This is a genomic window from Shewanella chilikensis (genome assembly GCF_037953065.1).
GTDB classification, from domain to species: Bacteria; Pseudomonadota; Gammaproteobacteria; order Enterobacterales; family Shewanellaceae; genus Shewanella; species Shewanella chilikensis.
The window spans coordinates 3,382,586-3,397,662 of record NZ_CP149966.1; the positions used below are offsets into that span (position 1 = coordinate 3,382,586).

General features: G+C 54.7%; 17 protein-coding genes. 6 read left to right on the top strand and 11 right to left on the bottom strand.

The window, feature by feature from the left end:
* Positions 1-121: 121 nt before the first annotated feature.
* From grxB to WKR14_RS15330, 3 genes are read right to left on the bottom strand one after another with little or no spacing between them, the layout of a single operon-like run.
* On the bottom strand, positions 122-772 hold the full coding sequence (gene grxB, locus WKR14_RS15320; RefSeq protein ID WP_226564676.1) for a glutaredoxin 2: 651 nt from the start codon (positions 770-772) through the stop codon (positions 122-124).
* A complete protein-coding gene (locus tag WKR14_RS15325) occupies positions 772-1,692 on the bottom strand; it encodes a sterol desaturase family protein (protein WP_339086756.1) in 921 nt (306 codons plus the stop codon). Before WKR14_RS15325 ends, grxB begins: the two co-directional genes overlap by 1 nt.
* Positions 1,693-1,713: 21 nt before the next feature.
* Positions 1,714-2,775: a DUF2804 domain-containing protein gene (locus WKR14_RS15330; protein ID WP_234555592.1), complete on the bottom strand. Its 1,062-nt coding sequence runs from the start codon at positions 2,773-2,775 to the stop codon at positions 1,714-1,716.
* A 345-nt stretch (positions 2,776-3,120) separates the two neighbouring features.
* On the opposite strand from WKR14_RS15330, the gene WKR14_RS15335 reads away from it, so the two are divergent.
* The 4 genes from WKR14_RS15335 (at position 3,121) to WKR14_RS15350 (ending at position 6,572) form a co-directional block, all read left to right on the top strand.
* On the top strand, positions 3,121-3,687 hold the full coding sequence (locus WKR14_RS15335; RefSeq protein WP_224866265.1) for a YajG family lipoprotein: 567 nt from the start codon (positions 3,121-3,123) through the stop codon (positions 3,685-3,687).
* A 65-nt stretch (positions 3,688-3,752) separates the two neighbouring features.
* On the top strand, positions 3,753-4,337 hold the full coding sequence (locus WKR14_RS15340; RefSeq protein WP_028779732.1) for a peptidylprolyl isomerase: 585 nt from the start codon (positions 3,753-3,755) through the stop codon (positions 4,335-4,337).
* A 67-nt stretch (positions 4,338-4,404) separates the two neighbouring features.
* Complete coding sequence (locus WKR14_RS15345; protein WP_025011704.1) at positions 4,405-4,725, top strand: hypothetical protein; 321 nt, start codon at positions 4,405-4,407, stop codon at positions 4,723-4,725.
* A 161-nt stretch (positions 4,726-4,886) separates the two neighbouring features.
* Positions 4,887-6,572, top strand: a complete 1,686-nt coding sequence (locus tag WKR14_RS15350) for an MFS transporter (protein ID WP_339086760.1) — start codon at positions 4,887-4,889, stop codon at positions 6,570-6,572.
* On the opposite strand, the gene WKR14_RS15355 is transcribed toward WKR14_RS15350, so the two are convergent.
* Positions 6,569-7,054 carry a YajQ family cyclic di-GMP-binding protein gene (locus tag WKR14_RS15355; RefSeq protein ID WP_339086762.1) on the bottom strand — a complete coding sequence of 162 codons (486 nt, stop codon included), beginning with the start codon at positions 7,052-7,054 and terminating at the stop codon, positions 6,569-6,571. The two genes, WKR14_RS15350 and WKR14_RS15355, sit on opposite strands and share 4 nt — an antisense overlap.
* 172 nt (positions 7,055-7,226) lie before the next feature.
* Between WKR14_RS15355 and WKR14_RS15360 the strand changes: the two genes are divergently transcribed.
* Positions 7,227-7,559, top strand: a complete 333-nt coding sequence (locus WKR14_RS15360) for a VanZ family protein (protein WP_418354538.1) — start codon at positions 7,227-7,229, stop codon at positions 7,557-7,559.
* 5 nt (positions 7,560-7,564) lie between these two features.
* The gene (locus tag WKR14_RS15365) at positions 7,565-8,479 is read left to right on the top strand and encodes a ketopantoate reductase family protein (protein ID WP_234555594.1); all 915 of its coding nucleotides are present in this window, start codon (positions 7,565-7,567) and stop codon (positions 8,477-8,479) included.
* 1 nt (position 8,480) lies between these two features.
* Here the strand turns inward: WKR14_RS15365 and WKR14_RS15370 are convergent, their stop codons facing one another.
* From WKR14_RS15370 to prfA, 7 genes are all read right to left on the bottom strand, one after another.
* Positions 8,481-9,353 (bottom strand): DMT family transporter, encoded by an 873-nt coding sequence (locus tag WKR14_RS15370; RefSeq protein WP_339086765.1) that lies wholly within the window; start codon positions 9,351-9,353, stop codon positions 8,481-8,483.
* Positions 9,354-9,534: 181 nt separating this feature from the next.
* Entirely contained in the window at positions 9,535-10,383 is an 849-nt protein-coding gene (gene kdsA / locus WKR14_RS15375) for a 3-deoxy-8-phosphooctulonate synthase (RefSeq protein WP_025011695.1), read from the bottom strand.
* A 44-nt stretch (positions 10,384-10,427) separates the two neighbouring features.
* Complete coding sequence (locus WKR14_RS15380; RefSeq protein WP_370628887.1) at positions 10,428-11,699, bottom strand: DUF819 domain-containing protein; 1,272 nt, start codon at positions 11,697-11,699, stop codon at positions 10,428-10,430.
* 79 nt (positions 11,700-11,778) lie between these two features.
* Positions 11,779-12,570, bottom strand: coding sequence for a tetratricopeptide repeat protein (locus WKR14_RS15385; protein ID WP_101056814.1), 792 nt, complete (start codon positions 12,568-12,570; stop codon positions 11,779-11,781).
* The gene (locus WKR14_RS15390) at positions 12,570-12,965 is read right to left on the bottom strand and encodes a SirB2 family protein (protein WP_025889918.1); all 396 of its coding nucleotides are present in this window, start codon (positions 12,963-12,965) and stop codon (positions 12,570-12,572) included. Before WKR14_RS15390 ends, WKR14_RS15385 begins: the two co-directional genes overlap by 1 nt.
* A gap of 156 nt (positions 12,966-13,121) precedes the next feature.
* The gene (gene prmC / locus WKR14_RS15395; RefSeq protein ID WP_339086768.1) at positions 13,122-13,967 is read right to left on the bottom strand and encodes a peptide chain release factor N(5)-glutamine methyltransferase; all 846 of its coding nucleotides are present in this window, start codon (positions 13,965-13,967) and stop codon (positions 13,122-13,124) included.
* Between the two features lie 11 nt (positions 13,968-13,978).
* Entirely contained in the window at positions 13,979-15,064 is a 1,086-nt protein-coding gene (gene prfA / locus WKR14_RS15400) for a peptide chain release factor 1 (protein ID WP_339086770.1), read from the bottom strand.
* Between the last annotated feature and the right edge of the window lie 13 nt (positions 15,065-15,077).

Here is a 15,077-nt window from a genome sequence, read left to right on the forward strand (position 1 = left end):
CTGAGTTGAAAAAGCCGGGTTAAAAGTAGCACTTGCCCTAAAGTGAAAACGAATGAAAAAGACAGGTCCAGCACTGGCCTGTCTTTTTTTGGGTGTAGTTGTATGACTCAGATGAAGGCGCTCAGACGGCTCTGTCGTCGTACAAGTCGATTTGAGTCAGCGCCGCCACCTCTTCGATATAGGCGCGCACTCTGGCCGGGAATACCAGCCCCTTGACCATGGTCAGGTTTCTCAGACCGGGGAACAGGTTGATATCATCAATACTCAACTTATTGCCCCGCTCCGACGGCAATAGCAGCCAGTCGAGCAGTGGCCAACACTTAGCCAGGCCCTCAAGAAAATCGGCCGTTTGCGCAAGCGCTTTTTCGAAAGACATCTCTATCATGGCGCTCTTGTTTTGGGTAAACCAGGCAATCGCCTCTTGGCAGCCAAATTCAGGCAGGCCGAGCAACACACTGCGTGGATAGAGTAAGCGACTGCTGAAATAACCGGATGCCTCCTGCCATTGGCTGACAGCATCGGCCTGGCTGGCAACGGCAATGACCGGCTTACCATCCAGATTATCCAGATAGCTGACGATATCCAGGCTCTCGGCCATGAAGCTGCCATCGGCTTTTTGTAAAATGGGCACCATATTGGCACCGACCATAGCTATTCTGGACTCCACATCATGGTTTTGCAGATAGACCCGCTCCACCGGCAACGCCTTAAGCCCCACCAGCATCATAACCTTGACACAATAGGGACAATGGTCAAACACAAAAAGCTTCATCAGTACTCCTTAGCTTCCTTGGAACTGTCAGGGCCATCAGCATATCCTCCGAGGCCGGAGCTGGGCAACACCTGACTGGCCGGCGGTGCAAACAGCAAACGCCAACGCTGCCTGAAACCAAGGCCGGGGCGGCTCACTTCCGCCAACATATCGCGCCATTCGGCAAAAGTGACTGTCACAGGATTAAAGCTGTTCACTGGCTTGGTAATACCATAGCGCACGGTTTCCCGCTCCGGCTCAAAGCTGCCGAATAATCTATCCCAAATGATCAACACCCCGGCGTAGTTCTTATCTATGTACTGAGGATTACGGCCATGGTGCACCCTGTGATGAGACGGCGTGTTGAATACCCACTCCAAGGGCCCAAGACGTTTGATGGCCTGGGTATGGACAAAAAATTGCAGGCCCAGATTAAGCAGCACCACAAATACCACCCAGTTGGGGTCGAAGCCTATGATCACTAAAGGCAGCCAAAACAGCCACATGCCCGCCAATGGGTACATCAGGCTCTGACGAAAGGCGGTGGAAAAATTCATGTTTTCCGAGCTGTGGTGCACTACATGGGCTGCCCACATCCAGCGGCATCTGTGGCTGGCCCGGTGGAACCAGTAATAGCAAAAGTCCTGCCCCAGCATCAGCAGCACAAAGGTCCAGCCATTCATCTCAATGTCGAACAAACGCCAGCCGAATAACCACAAATACAGTTTGGCCTGCAGTAACCCTGTGAGAATATCGGCGCCCTGGTGCATGCCTGCCAGCACAAAGTTACAGAAAACCTCCGCCGGCCGATAGCGGGCATTCTCAGGCAAACGTCTGAGGCGGTCACCGAAAAACCACTCCAATGCCATGCAGATGAAGAACAGCGGCGCCAATACCAGCAGCAGCCATTCAGGGTGGGAAATAAGTAAATTGAAATCCATTTTTATTCCTTTTATTCCAGCTCACCACTTGGCAAAGTGATCTTCTGTCAGGCCGCTCTGCTGCACCAGCTCATGGCGCTTGCCCAGGGAGTCTTTGACCCAACCGGAAAACAGCCCGGTATACTGGCGAAAATTGCTTTTAAGCAGCCCCAGGTTGAGCCTTTCGCTGCGGCACCCCAAGGGCGAAAATACCAACTCCAGATCGCCGCGCTCAGACCAAACTCGCCATTGGCCGCCTGATGCTGCCATGCGGTCAAACTCAAAATGCACCGGCGACAGCAAATGCCTGGCACCATCAACCCAGAGCACGTTTTCACAAGAGCCGGTCTCGTTGACTCCGGCCGCCAGATTTAGCCCCAACCCCTTACCCTCAATATCGGCATTGATAGAGGCCCAGCGCCAACTGGTTTCCCGGCGCATAAAGCCTGCGGAAAAGTCATAACCTGCTCTGGCATGCAGCAACGGCTGAGGTTCATGATTGAAGGACAACTGGCCGGAAACCTTGAGGGCATTGTGTTTCTGGGTATAGGTCCAACCGCTGTAACCGGTTGGACTGCAAAGCGCCATCGGCAAGCTGAGCGGTTCGGGAACCAAGGTCAGCTCCCCCTCAAGTGGCATTCCCTGTAGTTTAAGATCCAGACTCAGTTGCCATTGTCCCTGCTCACGCCGAAAGTGAATGCCGCCCATACGGCTCTCCCCCTGCCATGGCGAACGGCTCAGGTTAAAACCAGCGGGTGGCCGCAGCAGATTCTGCTGATACATGCGACGACTCTGCAAATCAAACAGATAACAGAAACCACTGCCAAGATAGGCGATATCCGCCAAGGCAACGCCCAGCATCCATCTGGGGCTGTTAAGGCCAATAAACTCAAACTGCTTATAACTGCAACGCTGTTTCAAGCGTGAAACCCTGCGGTCCATCTCATTGAACAGCTGAAAGTCTGCCAATCCCAGGCTTTTCGGCGGCCCGTCGAAATGACCAAACAGAGGCCGGCCGTGAACATCTATCAAAGAGTCAGGCGTGGCCTGGGTTGCAACCCCGGATTGAGTCGTCGGCAAAGGCCCGGATTTCAATTCCAACATATTCCCAACAGCTGTTTTTAGAGCAATAACTTGACTCTACCCTGTCGCCATCGGAGATTGAAGCCTTGAATGTTACAAAAATGAAAAAACTGCTGTGCGGGGTCTTATCCGGTTTACTGTGTCATTCAGAAACGGTAACTGACAGCGATGTTCCTTGATAATCTAAGCTAGCGGTTTTCCCAGATTGATACTCGAGTTTGTCCTTTGGTGGCCTGCGCGCAAAGAACCCGCAAAAAAATCTCCCCCAGACCGAACCCAAGCCGGTTATCTGACATAACCAGATGCTGGAAGCCAAACTCAAATCTGGTTATCCTGATGCCACCTTTTTTACAGCTTCGGATTTTTATGAAACGGCTTGCTACCTTGATGCTGGGGTCGGCGCTGCTCTTTGGCTGCGCCAGTCATACCCCCAACTTTATTGCCCTGAGCCCTGAACTGCCTGCGGTCACGCCACAGACTTCGCTGGAGCCGGCTCTGGCGCTGCAAACCCTGGATACCCGCACCGCCAACTTTATTGTGCGATTCAATGAAGATGGCAAAGCCGCACGTCTGGTCAGCCCGGCGGAGCCACCCAGGGTCCAGCTGGATCAACTGTTCCGTCAAGGTTTTGCCAAGGCCGGATACCGAATCGATCCCGCCAGTGGAAAAGAGGTGCAGTTACAACTGATTGAACTGCTCACTGATGTGGATGAATCCGGCTTCGGCTTCGAAGCCAAAACCAATGTCAGCATCAATCTGCTGGCGAAAAACAGCAGCCATACCCTGACCAAGCGTTATAAGGCCAAGGGACTGCTCAAGGGCCCATTCAGTGCCGACTTCGCCTCGCTGGAACTGGACATGAACAAGCTGATCACCCAGTTGACCGGCGAAATACTCAACGACCCCGAGCTGCACAGCTTTTTGCAACAGTAATTTATTGGGCCGGTCTGTGACTCACGGGCAGGCCCGTCTGCAACACTATGATAAGGAATCAGGTCATGAGCCGATGGATACTCGCAGCCGTATTGATGCTGACCAGTCAGCTGGCGCTGGCGTTGGATATACAAAAAGACAATCTCTACCCCCAAGTGGAATTTGATACCAGCATGGGCAAAATCGTGGTCGAGCTCGATCGCACCCGGGCGCCCATTACTGTGGACAATTTTCTCACCTATGTGGTGCGCGGCGACTACAACAACACATTGTTTCACCGCATTATTGCTGATTTCGTGGTTCAGGGCGGCGGCCTCAGCCCCAAGTATGAAGAACTGCCGTCAGACAAGCCGATAGTCAATGAGTCGGGCAACGGCCTATCCAACAGCCTAGGCACTATAGCCATGGCCAGAGAGAATGCTCCCCATTCGGCCACCCGCCAGTTTTACTTCAATGTAGCCGACAACAAAAAGCTCGACCCATCCTCCAGGCGCTGGGGCTATGCCGTATTCGGTGAAGTCAGCCAAGGGCTTGAAGTTCTGCAGAATATGGCGCTGGTAGAGACAGGCACCAACAGCACCTTGGGTTGGCCCGACGTGCCGGTTACCCAGGTTTTGTTGAAGAAAGCCACACTTCTGCCCAGAAATTAACCCCAGGCCCGGTTCAGTATCAAAAAGCTGTCTATACTGAACCTGGCAAACATAAGGAGGCGATCTGATGACCCCGGAAGAGTTCATCGATGTGAAAGCGCCCCAACTGGCTCATTACGGCAAAGCATTCTTGAGCGACAAGCTGGAATTTAATGAAGTCAGATTGTATCTGTGGGATACCCTGGAAGAATGGCATCAGCTGAACTTGCAGGGGGAAGCGCAAACGGATGTCGAACGCGTATTTTGGCACTTGTTGTACGCCTTCGATAAATGGCCCGATTGGGTATTGCGCGGTAACCAGTTTTTGCGCCAGCAACTGGACGACTGCTGTGAATACCTGTTCGGTGGTGGCCCCATACCCGAAGGCTGTATCGGCGTCAGGCCCTGAGACAGACGTTAATCTACCCCGCCCGGGTGATACTTTAATGACACGGGCGACCAATCCCCGGCTTTGCCGGGGATTTTTTATTGGGCAAACACCCAAGCACGCCTTGAAGTCGCAGGCGCGGGCTTTTACTCTAAGGCCTTTGACTCTCACCAAGCCGTGCCATGCCTCAATCTTTTTTTGCCAGCACCCGAGACGCCCTGAGTATCTATTTCCACAAACGGGTACTCATCTTATTGCTGCTCGGTTTTTCCGCCGGCCTGCCGCTGATGCTGGTATTCTCCACCCTGTCTTTCTGGCTCAGGGAAGCCGGGGTAGACAGGGCCGCCATCGGCTATTTCAGTTGGGTAGCCTTGATCTATGCCTTTAAGTGGGCCTGGTCCCCTCTGGTCGATCGCATGCCCCTGCCTTTGTTCAGCCAACTCTTTGGCCGCCGCCGCGGCTGGATGCTGTTCTCCCAGCTATTACTGATAGCTGCCATTTTGGGGATGGCCGGCAGTGACCCCATGGAAGATCTCACCCATCTGGCACTCTTTGCGCTGATGGTGGCCTTTTCCTCCGCCACCCAGGACATAGTGGTCGATGCCTTTCGTATCGAGTCGGCGCCGGAAAAAATGCAGGCGGCACTGGCCGCCGCCTATCAGGTGGGCTATCGCAGCGCGATGATCATAGCCACTGCAGGCTCACTGACTATCGCCGCCTGGGTTTCTCCCACGCCGGAAAGCTATGATCTCCAGAGCTGGCAAACCGCCTATCTGGTAATGGCAGGCCTCATGGGCATAGGCATACTGGCGACACTTTTTGCCAAAGAGCCGGCTGTAGATATCAGCTCGATAGGGGAAGAGGAAGCCAACCTCAGAGACAGACTCAGGGCCAACCTGGCACCCAGACTCTCTGTCTGGGCCGCGCCGGCCAACCTGTTTATCCTGCGCCATGGCAAGTTGCTGCTCCTGCTGCTGGGGCTTTATTTCTGTTTTAGCCTGGCTGAACCCTTCACCCAGGTACTGCAATCCTACTTTCCGAGTCAGACCCTGAATACAGATGCAGTCACGCTGGCCACTATGGGGCTCACTCTGCTGCTCTGGTTGCTGATCTTCGGCGTCAAAAGTAAAGACAGAGCAATTCAAGAGCAGGAAGCCAAGCAGCTGACCCAGGCCGGAACAGATAGGATGGCCGCCTTTATCTCCTGGCTTTACAGTGCCGTGGCCCTGCCCTTTATCGATTTCTTTCGCCGCTACGGCAAGAGCGCGATTCTGATCCTTATGCTGATCTCCTGCTACCGGATCTCGGATATTGTCATGGGGATCATGGCCAATGTTTTCTATGTGGATATGGGCTTCAGCAAGGAAGAGATCGCCACCTTGAGCAAGGTCTATGGTCTGATCATGACCCTGGTGGGCTCGGCATTCGGCGGGGTGTTGTTGGCACGCTTCGGCACCTTAAAAATCCTCTATGTCGGCGCCTTCCTGGTGGCCACCACCAATCTGTTGTTCGCCCTGCAAGCCATGGTAGGCTACAACGTGCCGCTGCTGACCCTGGCAATTTCGGTGGACAACTTCAGCGGCGGTATCGCCACAGCGGCCTTTATCGCCTACCTTTCCAGCCTCACCAGCAGTGGCTACAGTGCCACTCAGTATGCGCTGCTGTCTTCGGTGATGTTACTGTTTCCCAAGTTTATTGCCGGCTTCTCCGGCGCCTGGGTCAACGCCTTTGGCTATGTGAATTTCTTTGTCAGCGCCAGCATCATAGGCTTGCCCGTGCTGCTGCTGATTTGGCTGGTGCAAAAAAACAGCCCGCCGAAGCGGGCCGATACTGCTCAAGATGCGCTCAAGTCGCAGATTAACGACTAGTCGCGGAAGTTATTGAACTGGAACGGCTGGCCCAGCTCGGCATTGCGGGCCAGCGCCATCACAGCCTGTAAGTCGTCACGCTTCTTGCCTGTGACCCGTACCGAGTCGCCCTGGATTTGCGCCTGCACCTTAATCTTGCTGTCTTTGATCTGTTTTACCAGCTTCTTGGCCACATCGGTCTCGATGCCTTGTTTGAACTTGACCTTCAAAGAGAACATCTTGCCGCTGTGGATCGCCTTCTCATCCACTTCCATCGCCTTGGGATCCACATTACGACGGCTCAATTGGGTTCTTAAAATATCCACCATCTGATTGCACTGAAAGTCAGACTCTGCCGACAGAGTCACCACAAAGTCTTTATACTCCACCGTAAATTCCACCCCGCGGAAATCGAAGCGGGTATCCAATTCACGTTTGCTGTTATCCACTGCGTTACGCAGCTCAACGGCATCTACTTCTGACACTATATCGAATGAGGGCATTTCGTCGCCTTTTACTTATCAGCCAAACCAATAGCGCCAGTCTACCCTAAGTTGAAGCCGAGCTGAATAAATCCACGTCTGCTGATGACAGCCAGGCTTTATTTTGACTATGATGTTCGCCAAGCTTTCCAACCCTGCGTGATTTGTGATTAACCGACAGCTGCTGTTTAAAATGGCTTTGTTGATTGCCCTGGCGGTGATCAGCTACCTGGTTTTTTCCAAGCCTAACTACCCTCAGAGCATCCCTAACCTTGATAAAGTGGGTCATATAGGTAGTTTCTTTGCCCTCGCCTGGCTGACCTATCTGGCATTTCGTCCCCGCTGGTACTTGATGTTTGCCACCCTGGCCGGATACGGCATTCTGATAGAGATGGTGCAATCCCGCCTGCCTTACCGCAGTGCCGATATGGCCGACTTTGTCGCCGATATGGCCGGAGTCGTACTCTTCTACTTCTCACTCTGGGGCTATCGCAAGTATTTTGGCGCCGCCATGTTGAGGGAGTAGCCCGGATGCAGATAGGGATCCTCGGCGTTGGGGCCATAGGGCAACTGCTGGCGCAGCAACTGGCCGCAGCCGGGCTGGAACCTTGGTTATTACCCAGAGCTAACACTCCGCCATTGGCTGAGCAGGGCGAAGAGCAAGTCTATACCCTGGAGCTTGGCGACCAGAGTCTGCAAACATCCTTTCTGTGCCTGGCGCAGGACTCGAGCAAGCTCAAGCAGCTCGATCTTTTGCTGGTCACAGTCAAAGCCTATCAGGTTGAAGCGGCGCTGGAGCCTTTGCTGCCAAAACTTCACCCGGATTGCCGCATCTTGCTGCTGCACAACGGGCTTGGCCCACATCAGAGTCTGGCCGCCAAGCTGAATGGCCGGCCGCTGAGCCTGGGCACCACCAGCCAGGCGGCGCTGAAACTCAGCAGCAATCATATTCGCCAAACCGGCAGAGGCCTGACCCAGATAGGTGACTTAATCGGCGCCCCCACGCCAGAGGCGATGAAAACCGCTCTGCTCAATGCCATTCCCGGCAGTCAGTGGAGTGATGCCATTCTCGAAGCCCTGTGGCAAAAGCTGGCGGTCAACGCCGTTATCAATCCGCTGACCGCCATTCACAGAGTCAACAACGGTGCCCTGGCCGCCCCCGAGTTTGAGGGAACAATCTGCGCCATTCTCGATGAGCTGTTACAGGTGGCCAAGCAGGAAGGCATAGCACTGACGTTCGATGCGCTGCACGCCAGAGTCAAGGAAGTGATACGGCTAACCGCCGCCAACTACTCTTCCATGTATCAGGACCTCAAGCATGGCCGCAAGACGGAAATTGACTATATCAACGGTTACCTGCAGCAGCGCGCCGAGCAATATGGGCTCACACTGCCAATCAACAGCGAACTGGTGGCCCAGATAAAAGCGCTGGAGCCACGCAACTAAATCATCCCCAAAGTACCAATACCGCGGCCAGGGCAATCAGTACCAGGCCGCCCATATCCTTGACCTTGACCAGCTGCTTGAGCCAAAGGCTGGAGATCAGCATCATAAAGAAAACTTCCACCTGCCCGAGCGTTTTCACATAAGGCACGGCCGTGAGCGACATGGCACTGAACCAACCTATTGAACCCAGACAACTGCTGATACTGATGGCCAGGGTCAACTTGGGCCTTTGCCAGAGTTTTTTAAGGGTCTCTTTATCTTTGATAAGAAGCCAGGCGAGCAGCAACAAGGTCTGCAGCAAAATAACCAACAAGAGTACCCAGGCGGCGCGGTGAGGAAATGGCAAGCCCAGCACCAGGCTTGCTTCCCGAACCCAGAGCGAAGTCAGCGCAAAGGCGCTGCCGCACCCCAACCCCAGCAGCAGCGTCTTGAAGGACAAGCCTTTGAGCCCGCCTTGGGTACTGAGCAGAAAGACCGCCACTGTACCGACAAGTACCCCCAGCCAGCCGGTGACAGTCAACGCAGTGCCGAAGAACAGACTGCCGAGCACGGCCGCGACCAAGGCTTCACTCTTGGCCAGCCCGGCGCCGACAGCGAAATTCTGCAATTGGAACAGTTTTACCATCAGGGCGGTCGCGAGGATCTGCGCCAAGGCCGCCCCTATGATGTACTGCAGCGCGCCATGCCCAAGCTGCGGCAATCCTGCGTCCTGCCAGGCATAGAGTGACAATAGATACACAGCCGCCAACGGCGCGGCATAAACAAAACGCGCCAGCGTCACCCCGGCAACATTGACATCGCGACTGAGACGGCTCTGAAACGCGTTGCGCCACGCCTGCATAAAGGCGGCCATCAGGGTAAAGATGATCCACATGGGTGGCTTGTCCTTAAAATTTGCGCCCGAGAATGCTTGCCCGATGAACCGCAAGCCATGACTGAAACGAAAAACGCCCGCGATTGCGGGCGTTTGAGACTAACACGCTAGCCAGGTGATTCGCTATTCCACCAAAGGCGCAGCTTGCAACAGCTTATGCAAGGTTAACCAAGCGCTTGGCTCAGCGACTGGTATCCAGCGCCGGGAAAGACTTCACCAGATCATCAACGGCCTTCATCTGGCTCAGATACCCTTCCAGTTGCTGCAGTGGCAAAGCACAAGGGCCATCACATTTGGCATTGTCCGGGTCCGGGTGCGCCTCAATAAACAGCCCGGCCAGTCCCAGCGCCATACCGCTGCGGGCCAGTTCGGTAGCCTGGGCACGACGACCACCGGCAGAATCTTCACGGCCGCCAGGGCGCTGCAGCGCATGGGTGGCATCGAAGATCACCGGGTAGCCGGATTGCTTCATCTCATCCATGCCCAGCATGTCCACCACCAGGTTGTTATAACCAAAGCAGCTGCCACGCTCACAGAGAATGATCTCATCATTACCCGCTTCGTTGAATTTCTTGATGATATGCCGCATCTCATGGGGCGCCAGGAACTGAGGCTTTTTCACATTGATGATAGCCCCTGTCTTGGCCATGGCCACCACCAGATCTGTCTGGCGCGCCAGGAAGGCCGGCAACTGGATGATGTCGACCACTTCGGCCACAGGCGCGCACTGGTAAGGCTCATGCACATCGGTAATCAATGGCAGCTTGAAGGTGTCCTTGATCTCCTGGAAGATTTTCAAACCTTCTTCCATGCCGGGGCCACGATAGGAGTTGACGGATGAGCGGTTGGCCTTGTCGAAGGAGGCCTTGAACACATAAGGGATCCCCAGCTTCTGAGTGACTTCCGCGTAGGTTTCGGCAATGGTCATCGCCAAGTCCCGCGACTCGAGTACATTCATGCCACCGAACAGCACAAAGGGCTTGTCATTGGCTATCTCGATAGCCCCCAGATGTATGGTTTTATTACTCATCGCAACTTCTCTCTTGAATGCCGCTCATGCGGCGTTAACTTAAATCAGCCGGCCACGGCCTGCAGCAACTGGCCACAGAGCCAGGCCATATAAGTGCCTAAAGCATAGCCGAATACCGCCAGCAGTACACCTACGGGTGCCAGTGCCGGATGGAAAGCCGCAGCCACTACGGGCGCAGACGCCGCGCCGCCAACGTTGGCCTGGCTGCCCACCGCCATGTAAAACAGCGGCGCACGGATAAGCTTAGCCACCAGCAGCATCAATCCCGAATGCACCAGCATCCAGATAATGCCCACCAGGAAGTAAATCGGCGTATCCAGAACTTGGGATACATCCATATGCAAACCGATTGTGGCCACCAGTATGTAGAGGTAGGCCGAGGCTATCTTGGAGGCTCCGGCCGCTTCCAAATGACGTGCCGGACTGAATGACAACAGCAAACCTATGGTGGTCACTATCACCACCAGCCAGAAGAATCCGGAGGTCAGACTGTATTGCTCGGTCCAGGGATAGTTGGTTGCAAACCAGGGAGCCAGCAGGTCGGCGCCGACATGAGCCAGACCGGTAATACCAAAGCCCACAGCCACTATCAGCATAATGTCGCGCAGGCTGGGAATCCGGGCGTTTTCGGCATGATATTGCTCCACCTTGGCCTTGAGGCTTTCAATGGCGCTGGTATCTGCACCTGTCTTGGCATCTATCTCCTTGGCCCTGGATGCCATAAACAGCAGCACGGCCATCCAGATGTTGGCAACTATCACATCGACAGTCACCATCACGGAGAAAATATTGCCGCCCACTTCATAAATCTCTTTCATCGCCGCCTGGTTGGCACCGCCGCCAATCCAGCTGCCGGCGAGTGTGGTCATGCCGCGCCAGACTGCGTCCGGGCCATGGCCAGCGGTCAATGTCGGGTCGATTGCCGACATGATAAGCAGGGCAATCGGGCCACCTATGACAATGCCCATGGTGCCGGTCAAAAACATCACTACCGCCTTGGGACCCAATCCCAGAATGGCTTTGAGGTCGACGCTGAGGATCAACAATACCAAACAGGCAGGCAGCAGATAACGAGACGCCACATAGTAAAGTTTGGAGGTACTGCCATCGACAATCCCAAAGGTATTGAGCAAGGATGGCAGGAAGTAACACAGCAACAAGGCCGGGATGAAACGGTAAAACTTTTGCCAGAAAGGATGACTGCTGCTGTTGGTGTAAAAAACGAAGCCGAGAATGGCGGCCAGAATGCCGAGCGCGGTGGCGTCATTGGTCACCAACGCAGTCATTTCAGTGGCCGCCTGTGAGGTACTGCTCATAGGTCCTATCTCCCTTGCGATTGCAATTTATTGTTTTATTTTAATATTTATATTTTTATCACTGCCCTCACGGGCAGGTTCAATGAAAGGTCTGAGGCTCGTCTCCCAGTTCTCTGAGTTGCATCTTTACCAGCTCGACCACAGGGTCGTGCGGGCTGTTGTCGACAAAATACTGCAGATCGGCGCTGGCGACATGAATCGCCCCCAGTTGCTGGGCAATAAATGCACGCTCCCGGTGCAGGCTGAGATCGTCGGCATGCCATTCAAGCAGCAAATTACAGCACTCCATCGCGACTTCAAATTCATGGGCGACTATGGCTCCGGCCTTGAGTTCATGCAGCATGCGGGTCATCAGCCTCTGGGTGCCAACCGGCTTGAGGTAAGACGCCTTCAGCGGCGCACAGTTCCCCAGTTCGCCGCGAACCAGGGCATGCAAACGCTCTTTGCTGAGGCGCTCCCCCCGAAGCGGGTCGAGATAGATGAGTTCACCGGCCACATGGCAGGCCAGCACTGTGGTGCCCGGCAACAGCACAGGGTCGAATTTCAAGTCCAGCTGTTTGCCAAGCAACATAAGCACAGTTGCCAATGTGGTGCTGTTCCCCTGGCGGCTGAGAATACACTGGCCGAGATCGGCCGCCTGCCGGGAAAAATAGTCTTCCCTGGGGGCAAACCCCAGATCCTTGTAAAACCAGTCCAGCAGCGCCTGAAAGCGCCGCTGTTGATCCACCAGATAATGACTGAGCACTGAGCCGGACAGTTCCAGCCAGGCCCAGTTGGCCTGTTTGGCCAGGCCAAAGCCCAGATGTTGGCAAAGCTCAAATGCCGATTCGGGCAGAGAGAGTTCGTCTTGCTTAAGAGAATATTGTTGCATTACCCCAGAATTACCGCTTGTTTGAAGTGTGCCAGTTTTGCCGCATAAACCACCCAACCCAGAGCACCGAGGAAGGCGAAGATCCGGAAGATCAGATTACGGTTGGACTTGAGCGCCATCACGCCCAGCAGTATGTAAGCGACCACTGCGCCTATCTTCTCTGTCATCCAGGGATCGACGAAGGGATACTGCTTGATCATAAAACACAGAGTCAATCCGGACAGCAGCAGGAAAGTATCGATCACATGCGGACCTACCTTCAACAGTTTCTTGTCCATAATGGCTGACTGACGCAGCTTAAGCACGAAACGCACAATGAACAGCAATACGCTGACAGCGATTAGAGTCATGTGCAGGTGTTTAACTGCCGGATACAGGCTGTAAAAAGTTTCCATCGGATAGCTATCTGTAGATGAACAAAGGCGACAGTGTACCCTATCGCAGTGCTCAGCACCAAGGCCAAGCGGCTGTCGAAAGGGCGGAATTATGACAGGAAATGGGGACGATATCAGCGGTTTTCAAGCCCGGGTGTGAGTCCCGGGCACAGGCACTCAACCGGGCCACAAACCCAGAGTACATCTTTCATTGGAGCCAAAGTCACGTACCGTGGCCACCTGCTGATAACCGAGCTCGGCAAGTTTTTCCCTGAGGTTCACGGCCTGGGCATAACCATGCTCCAGCAGCAGATAACCGCCCGGCAGCAAATGCTCCCTGGCATGGGCTGCGATATGGAATAGGTCGGCAAAGCCCTGATCGGCGGCAGTCAAGGCGCTGCGGGGTTCAAAGCGCACATCACCCATATCAAGATGCTCGTCATCCTCCTCGATATAGGGAGGGTTGGAAACAATCAGCTGGAACTTACGCCCCTGAACCGTCGAAAACCAGTCGCTCTGAAGGATCTCCACCTGCGGTAACTTCAGGTTATCCCTGTTGGCACTGGCCAGCTCCACCGCTGCCTCGACCTTATCGACAGCAGTCACTCGCCAGCCTTGCCGCTCATGGGCCAGTGCCAGCGCGATAGCACCGGTACCTGTGCCGAGATCCAGCACGGCGATATCATCTGAAAGCGGCAGATTAAGCGCAGTTTCCACCAGAATTTCGGTGTCCGGGCGCGGAATAAGGGTGGATTCGTTGACAATAAAAGGCAGTGACCAGAACTCGCGCTCACCGACAATATGAGCTACAGGCACACCTTGGCTGCGACGCTGCACCATCTGAATAAACTGCTTGTGCTGCTCGGCAGACAAGTTTCTTTCGGGCCAGGTATAGAGAAAGCTGCGGCTCTTGCCCAAGCAATGCAGCAACAGGGCTTCGGCATCTGCATGGGCAGACTCGGACGATGCAACCAGCATAGAAGAGGCCCATTGCAGGGCCTCGGCAATATTGAGTTTAGTCACAGACAGTCCTTTTATTCGTCGGACAGAGCCGCCAGCATGTCGGCCTGATGCTCTTGCATCAAAGGCTCAAGCAGCTGCTCCAAGTCTCCTTCCATCACCTCATTGAGACGATACAGTGTCAGGTTGATCCTGTGGTCGCTCACCCTTCCCTGAGGGAAATTATAGGTACGGATCCGCTCTGAGCGGTCACCGCTGCCCACCAGAGAGCGACGGGTAGATTCTTCGGCGCTGCGGCGCTTTTCATCTTCGGCCGCCTGCAACCGCGCCGCCAGTACGCTCAAGGCCTGAGCCTTGTTCTTGTGCTGCGAGCGCTGATCCTGGCATTCCACCACCAAGCCTGTGGGCAAGTGGGTAATACGAATTGCCGAGTCGGTTTTGTTAACGTGCTGACCACCGGCACCGGAAGAGCGGAAGGTGTCGATACGCAGCTCGGCCGGGTTGATTTCCACCGCCTGGGCCTCGGGCACTTCGTGCATAACGGCCACGGTACAGGCCGAGGTATGCACCCGCCCCTGGGATTCGGTTTCCGGCACCCTTTGTACCCTGTGACCACCGGACTCAAACTTGAGTTTGCCGTAAACACCGTCACCGCTGACTTTGGCTATCACCTCTTTGAAACCGCCATGCTCGCCTTCGCTGGCGCTCATGACTTCGACCTGCCAGCGCTGGCTCTCGGCATAACGACTGTACATACGGAATAGATCACCGGCAAAGATAGCGGCTTCATCACCGCCGGCACCGGCACGGATTTCCAGAAAGGCGTTGCTGGCATCATTGGGATCTTTGGGCAACAGCAGAATTTGCAACTCACCTTCCAGCAGCTCCAACTGAGCGCGGGCCGCCTTGATCTCTTCCTGAGCCATCTCTTTCAGCTCAAGATCTTCCTCGGCCAGCATCTCCTGTGCGGTTTGCAGATCCACCTGCGCCTGCTGGTAGGCCTTAAAGCCTTTGACCACATCTTCAAGCTGAGCATATTCCCGTGACAGGGCTCTGAACCTGTCCTGATCCGCTATGACATCTGCGTCACTGAGCAGGGCCAATACTTCTTCATTACGCTCAAGCAAGCCTTCCAGCTTGCGGATAACGGATTCCTTCATTTAGCTCGCTAAC

What these genes read in the sequence shown, in the direction of transcription:
- grxB (WP_226564676.1), bottom strand. Translation starts at nt 772, where the DNA reads ATGAAGCTTTTTGTGTTTGACCATTGTCCCTATTGTGTCAAGGTTATG.
- WKR14_RS15325 (WP_339086756.1), bottom strand. Translation starts at nt 1,692, where the DNA reads ATGGATTTCAATTTACTTATTTCCCACCCTGAATGGCTGCTGCTGGTA.
- WKR14_RS15330 (WP_234555592.1), bottom strand. Translation starts at nt 2,775, where the DNA reads ATGTTGGAATTGAAATCCGGGCCTTTGCCGACGACTCAATCCGGGGTT.
- WKR14_RS15335 (WP_224866265.1), top strand. Translation starts at nt 3,121, where the DNA reads ATGAAACGGCTTGCTACCTTGATGCTGGGGTCGGCGCTGCTCTTTGGC.
- WKR14_RS15340 (WP_028779732.1), top strand. Translation starts at nt 3,753, where the DNA reads ATGAGCCGATGGATACTCGCAGCCGTATTGATGCTGACCAGTCAGCTG.
- WKR14_RS15345 (WP_025011704.1), top strand. Translation starts at nt 4,405, where the DNA reads ATGACCCCGGAAGAGTTCATCGATGTGAAAGCGCCCCAACTGGCTCAT.
- WKR14_RS15350 (WP_339086760.1), top strand. Translation starts at nt 4,887, where the DNA reads ATGCCTCAATCTTTTTTTGCCAGCACCCGAGACGCCCTGAGTATCTAT.
- WKR14_RS15355 (WP_339086762.1), bottom strand. Translation starts at nt 7,054, where the DNA reads ATGCCCTCATTCGATATAGTGTCAGAAGTAGATGCCGTTGAGCTGCGT.
- WKR14_RS15360 (WP_418354538.1), top strand. Translation starts at nt 7,227, where the DNA reads ATGGCTTTGTTGATTGCCCTGGCGGTGATCAGCTACCTGGTTTTTTCC.
- WKR14_RS15365 (WP_234555594.1), top strand. Translation starts at nt 7,565, where the DNA reads ATGCAGATAGGGATCCTCGGCGTTGGGGCCATAGGGCAACTGCTGGCG.
- WKR14_RS15370 (WP_339086765.1), bottom strand. Translation starts at nt 9,353, where the DNA reads ATGTGGATCATCTTTACCCTGATGGCCGCCTTTATGCAGGCGTGGCGC.
- kdsA (WP_025011695.1), bottom strand. Translation starts at nt 10,383, where the DNA reads ATGAGTAATAAAACCATACATCTGGGGGCTATCGAGATAGCCAATGAC.
- WKR14_RS15380 (WP_370628887.1), bottom strand. Translation starts at nt 11,699, where the DNA reads ATGAGCAGTACCTCACAGGCGGCCACTGAAATGACTGCGTTGGTGACC.
- WKR14_RS15385 (WP_101056814.1), bottom strand. Translation starts at nt 12,570, where the DNA reads ATGCAACAATATTCTCTTAAGCAAGACGAACTCTCTCTGCCCGAATCG.
- WKR14_RS15390 (WP_025889918.1), bottom strand. Translation starts at nt 12,965, where the DNA reads ATGGAAACTTTTTACAGCCTGTATCCGGCAGTTAAACACCTGCACATG.
- prfA (WP_339086770.1), bottom strand. Translation starts at nt 15,064, where the DNA reads ATGAAGGAATCCGTTATCCGCAAGCTGGAAGGCTTGCTTGAGCGTAAT.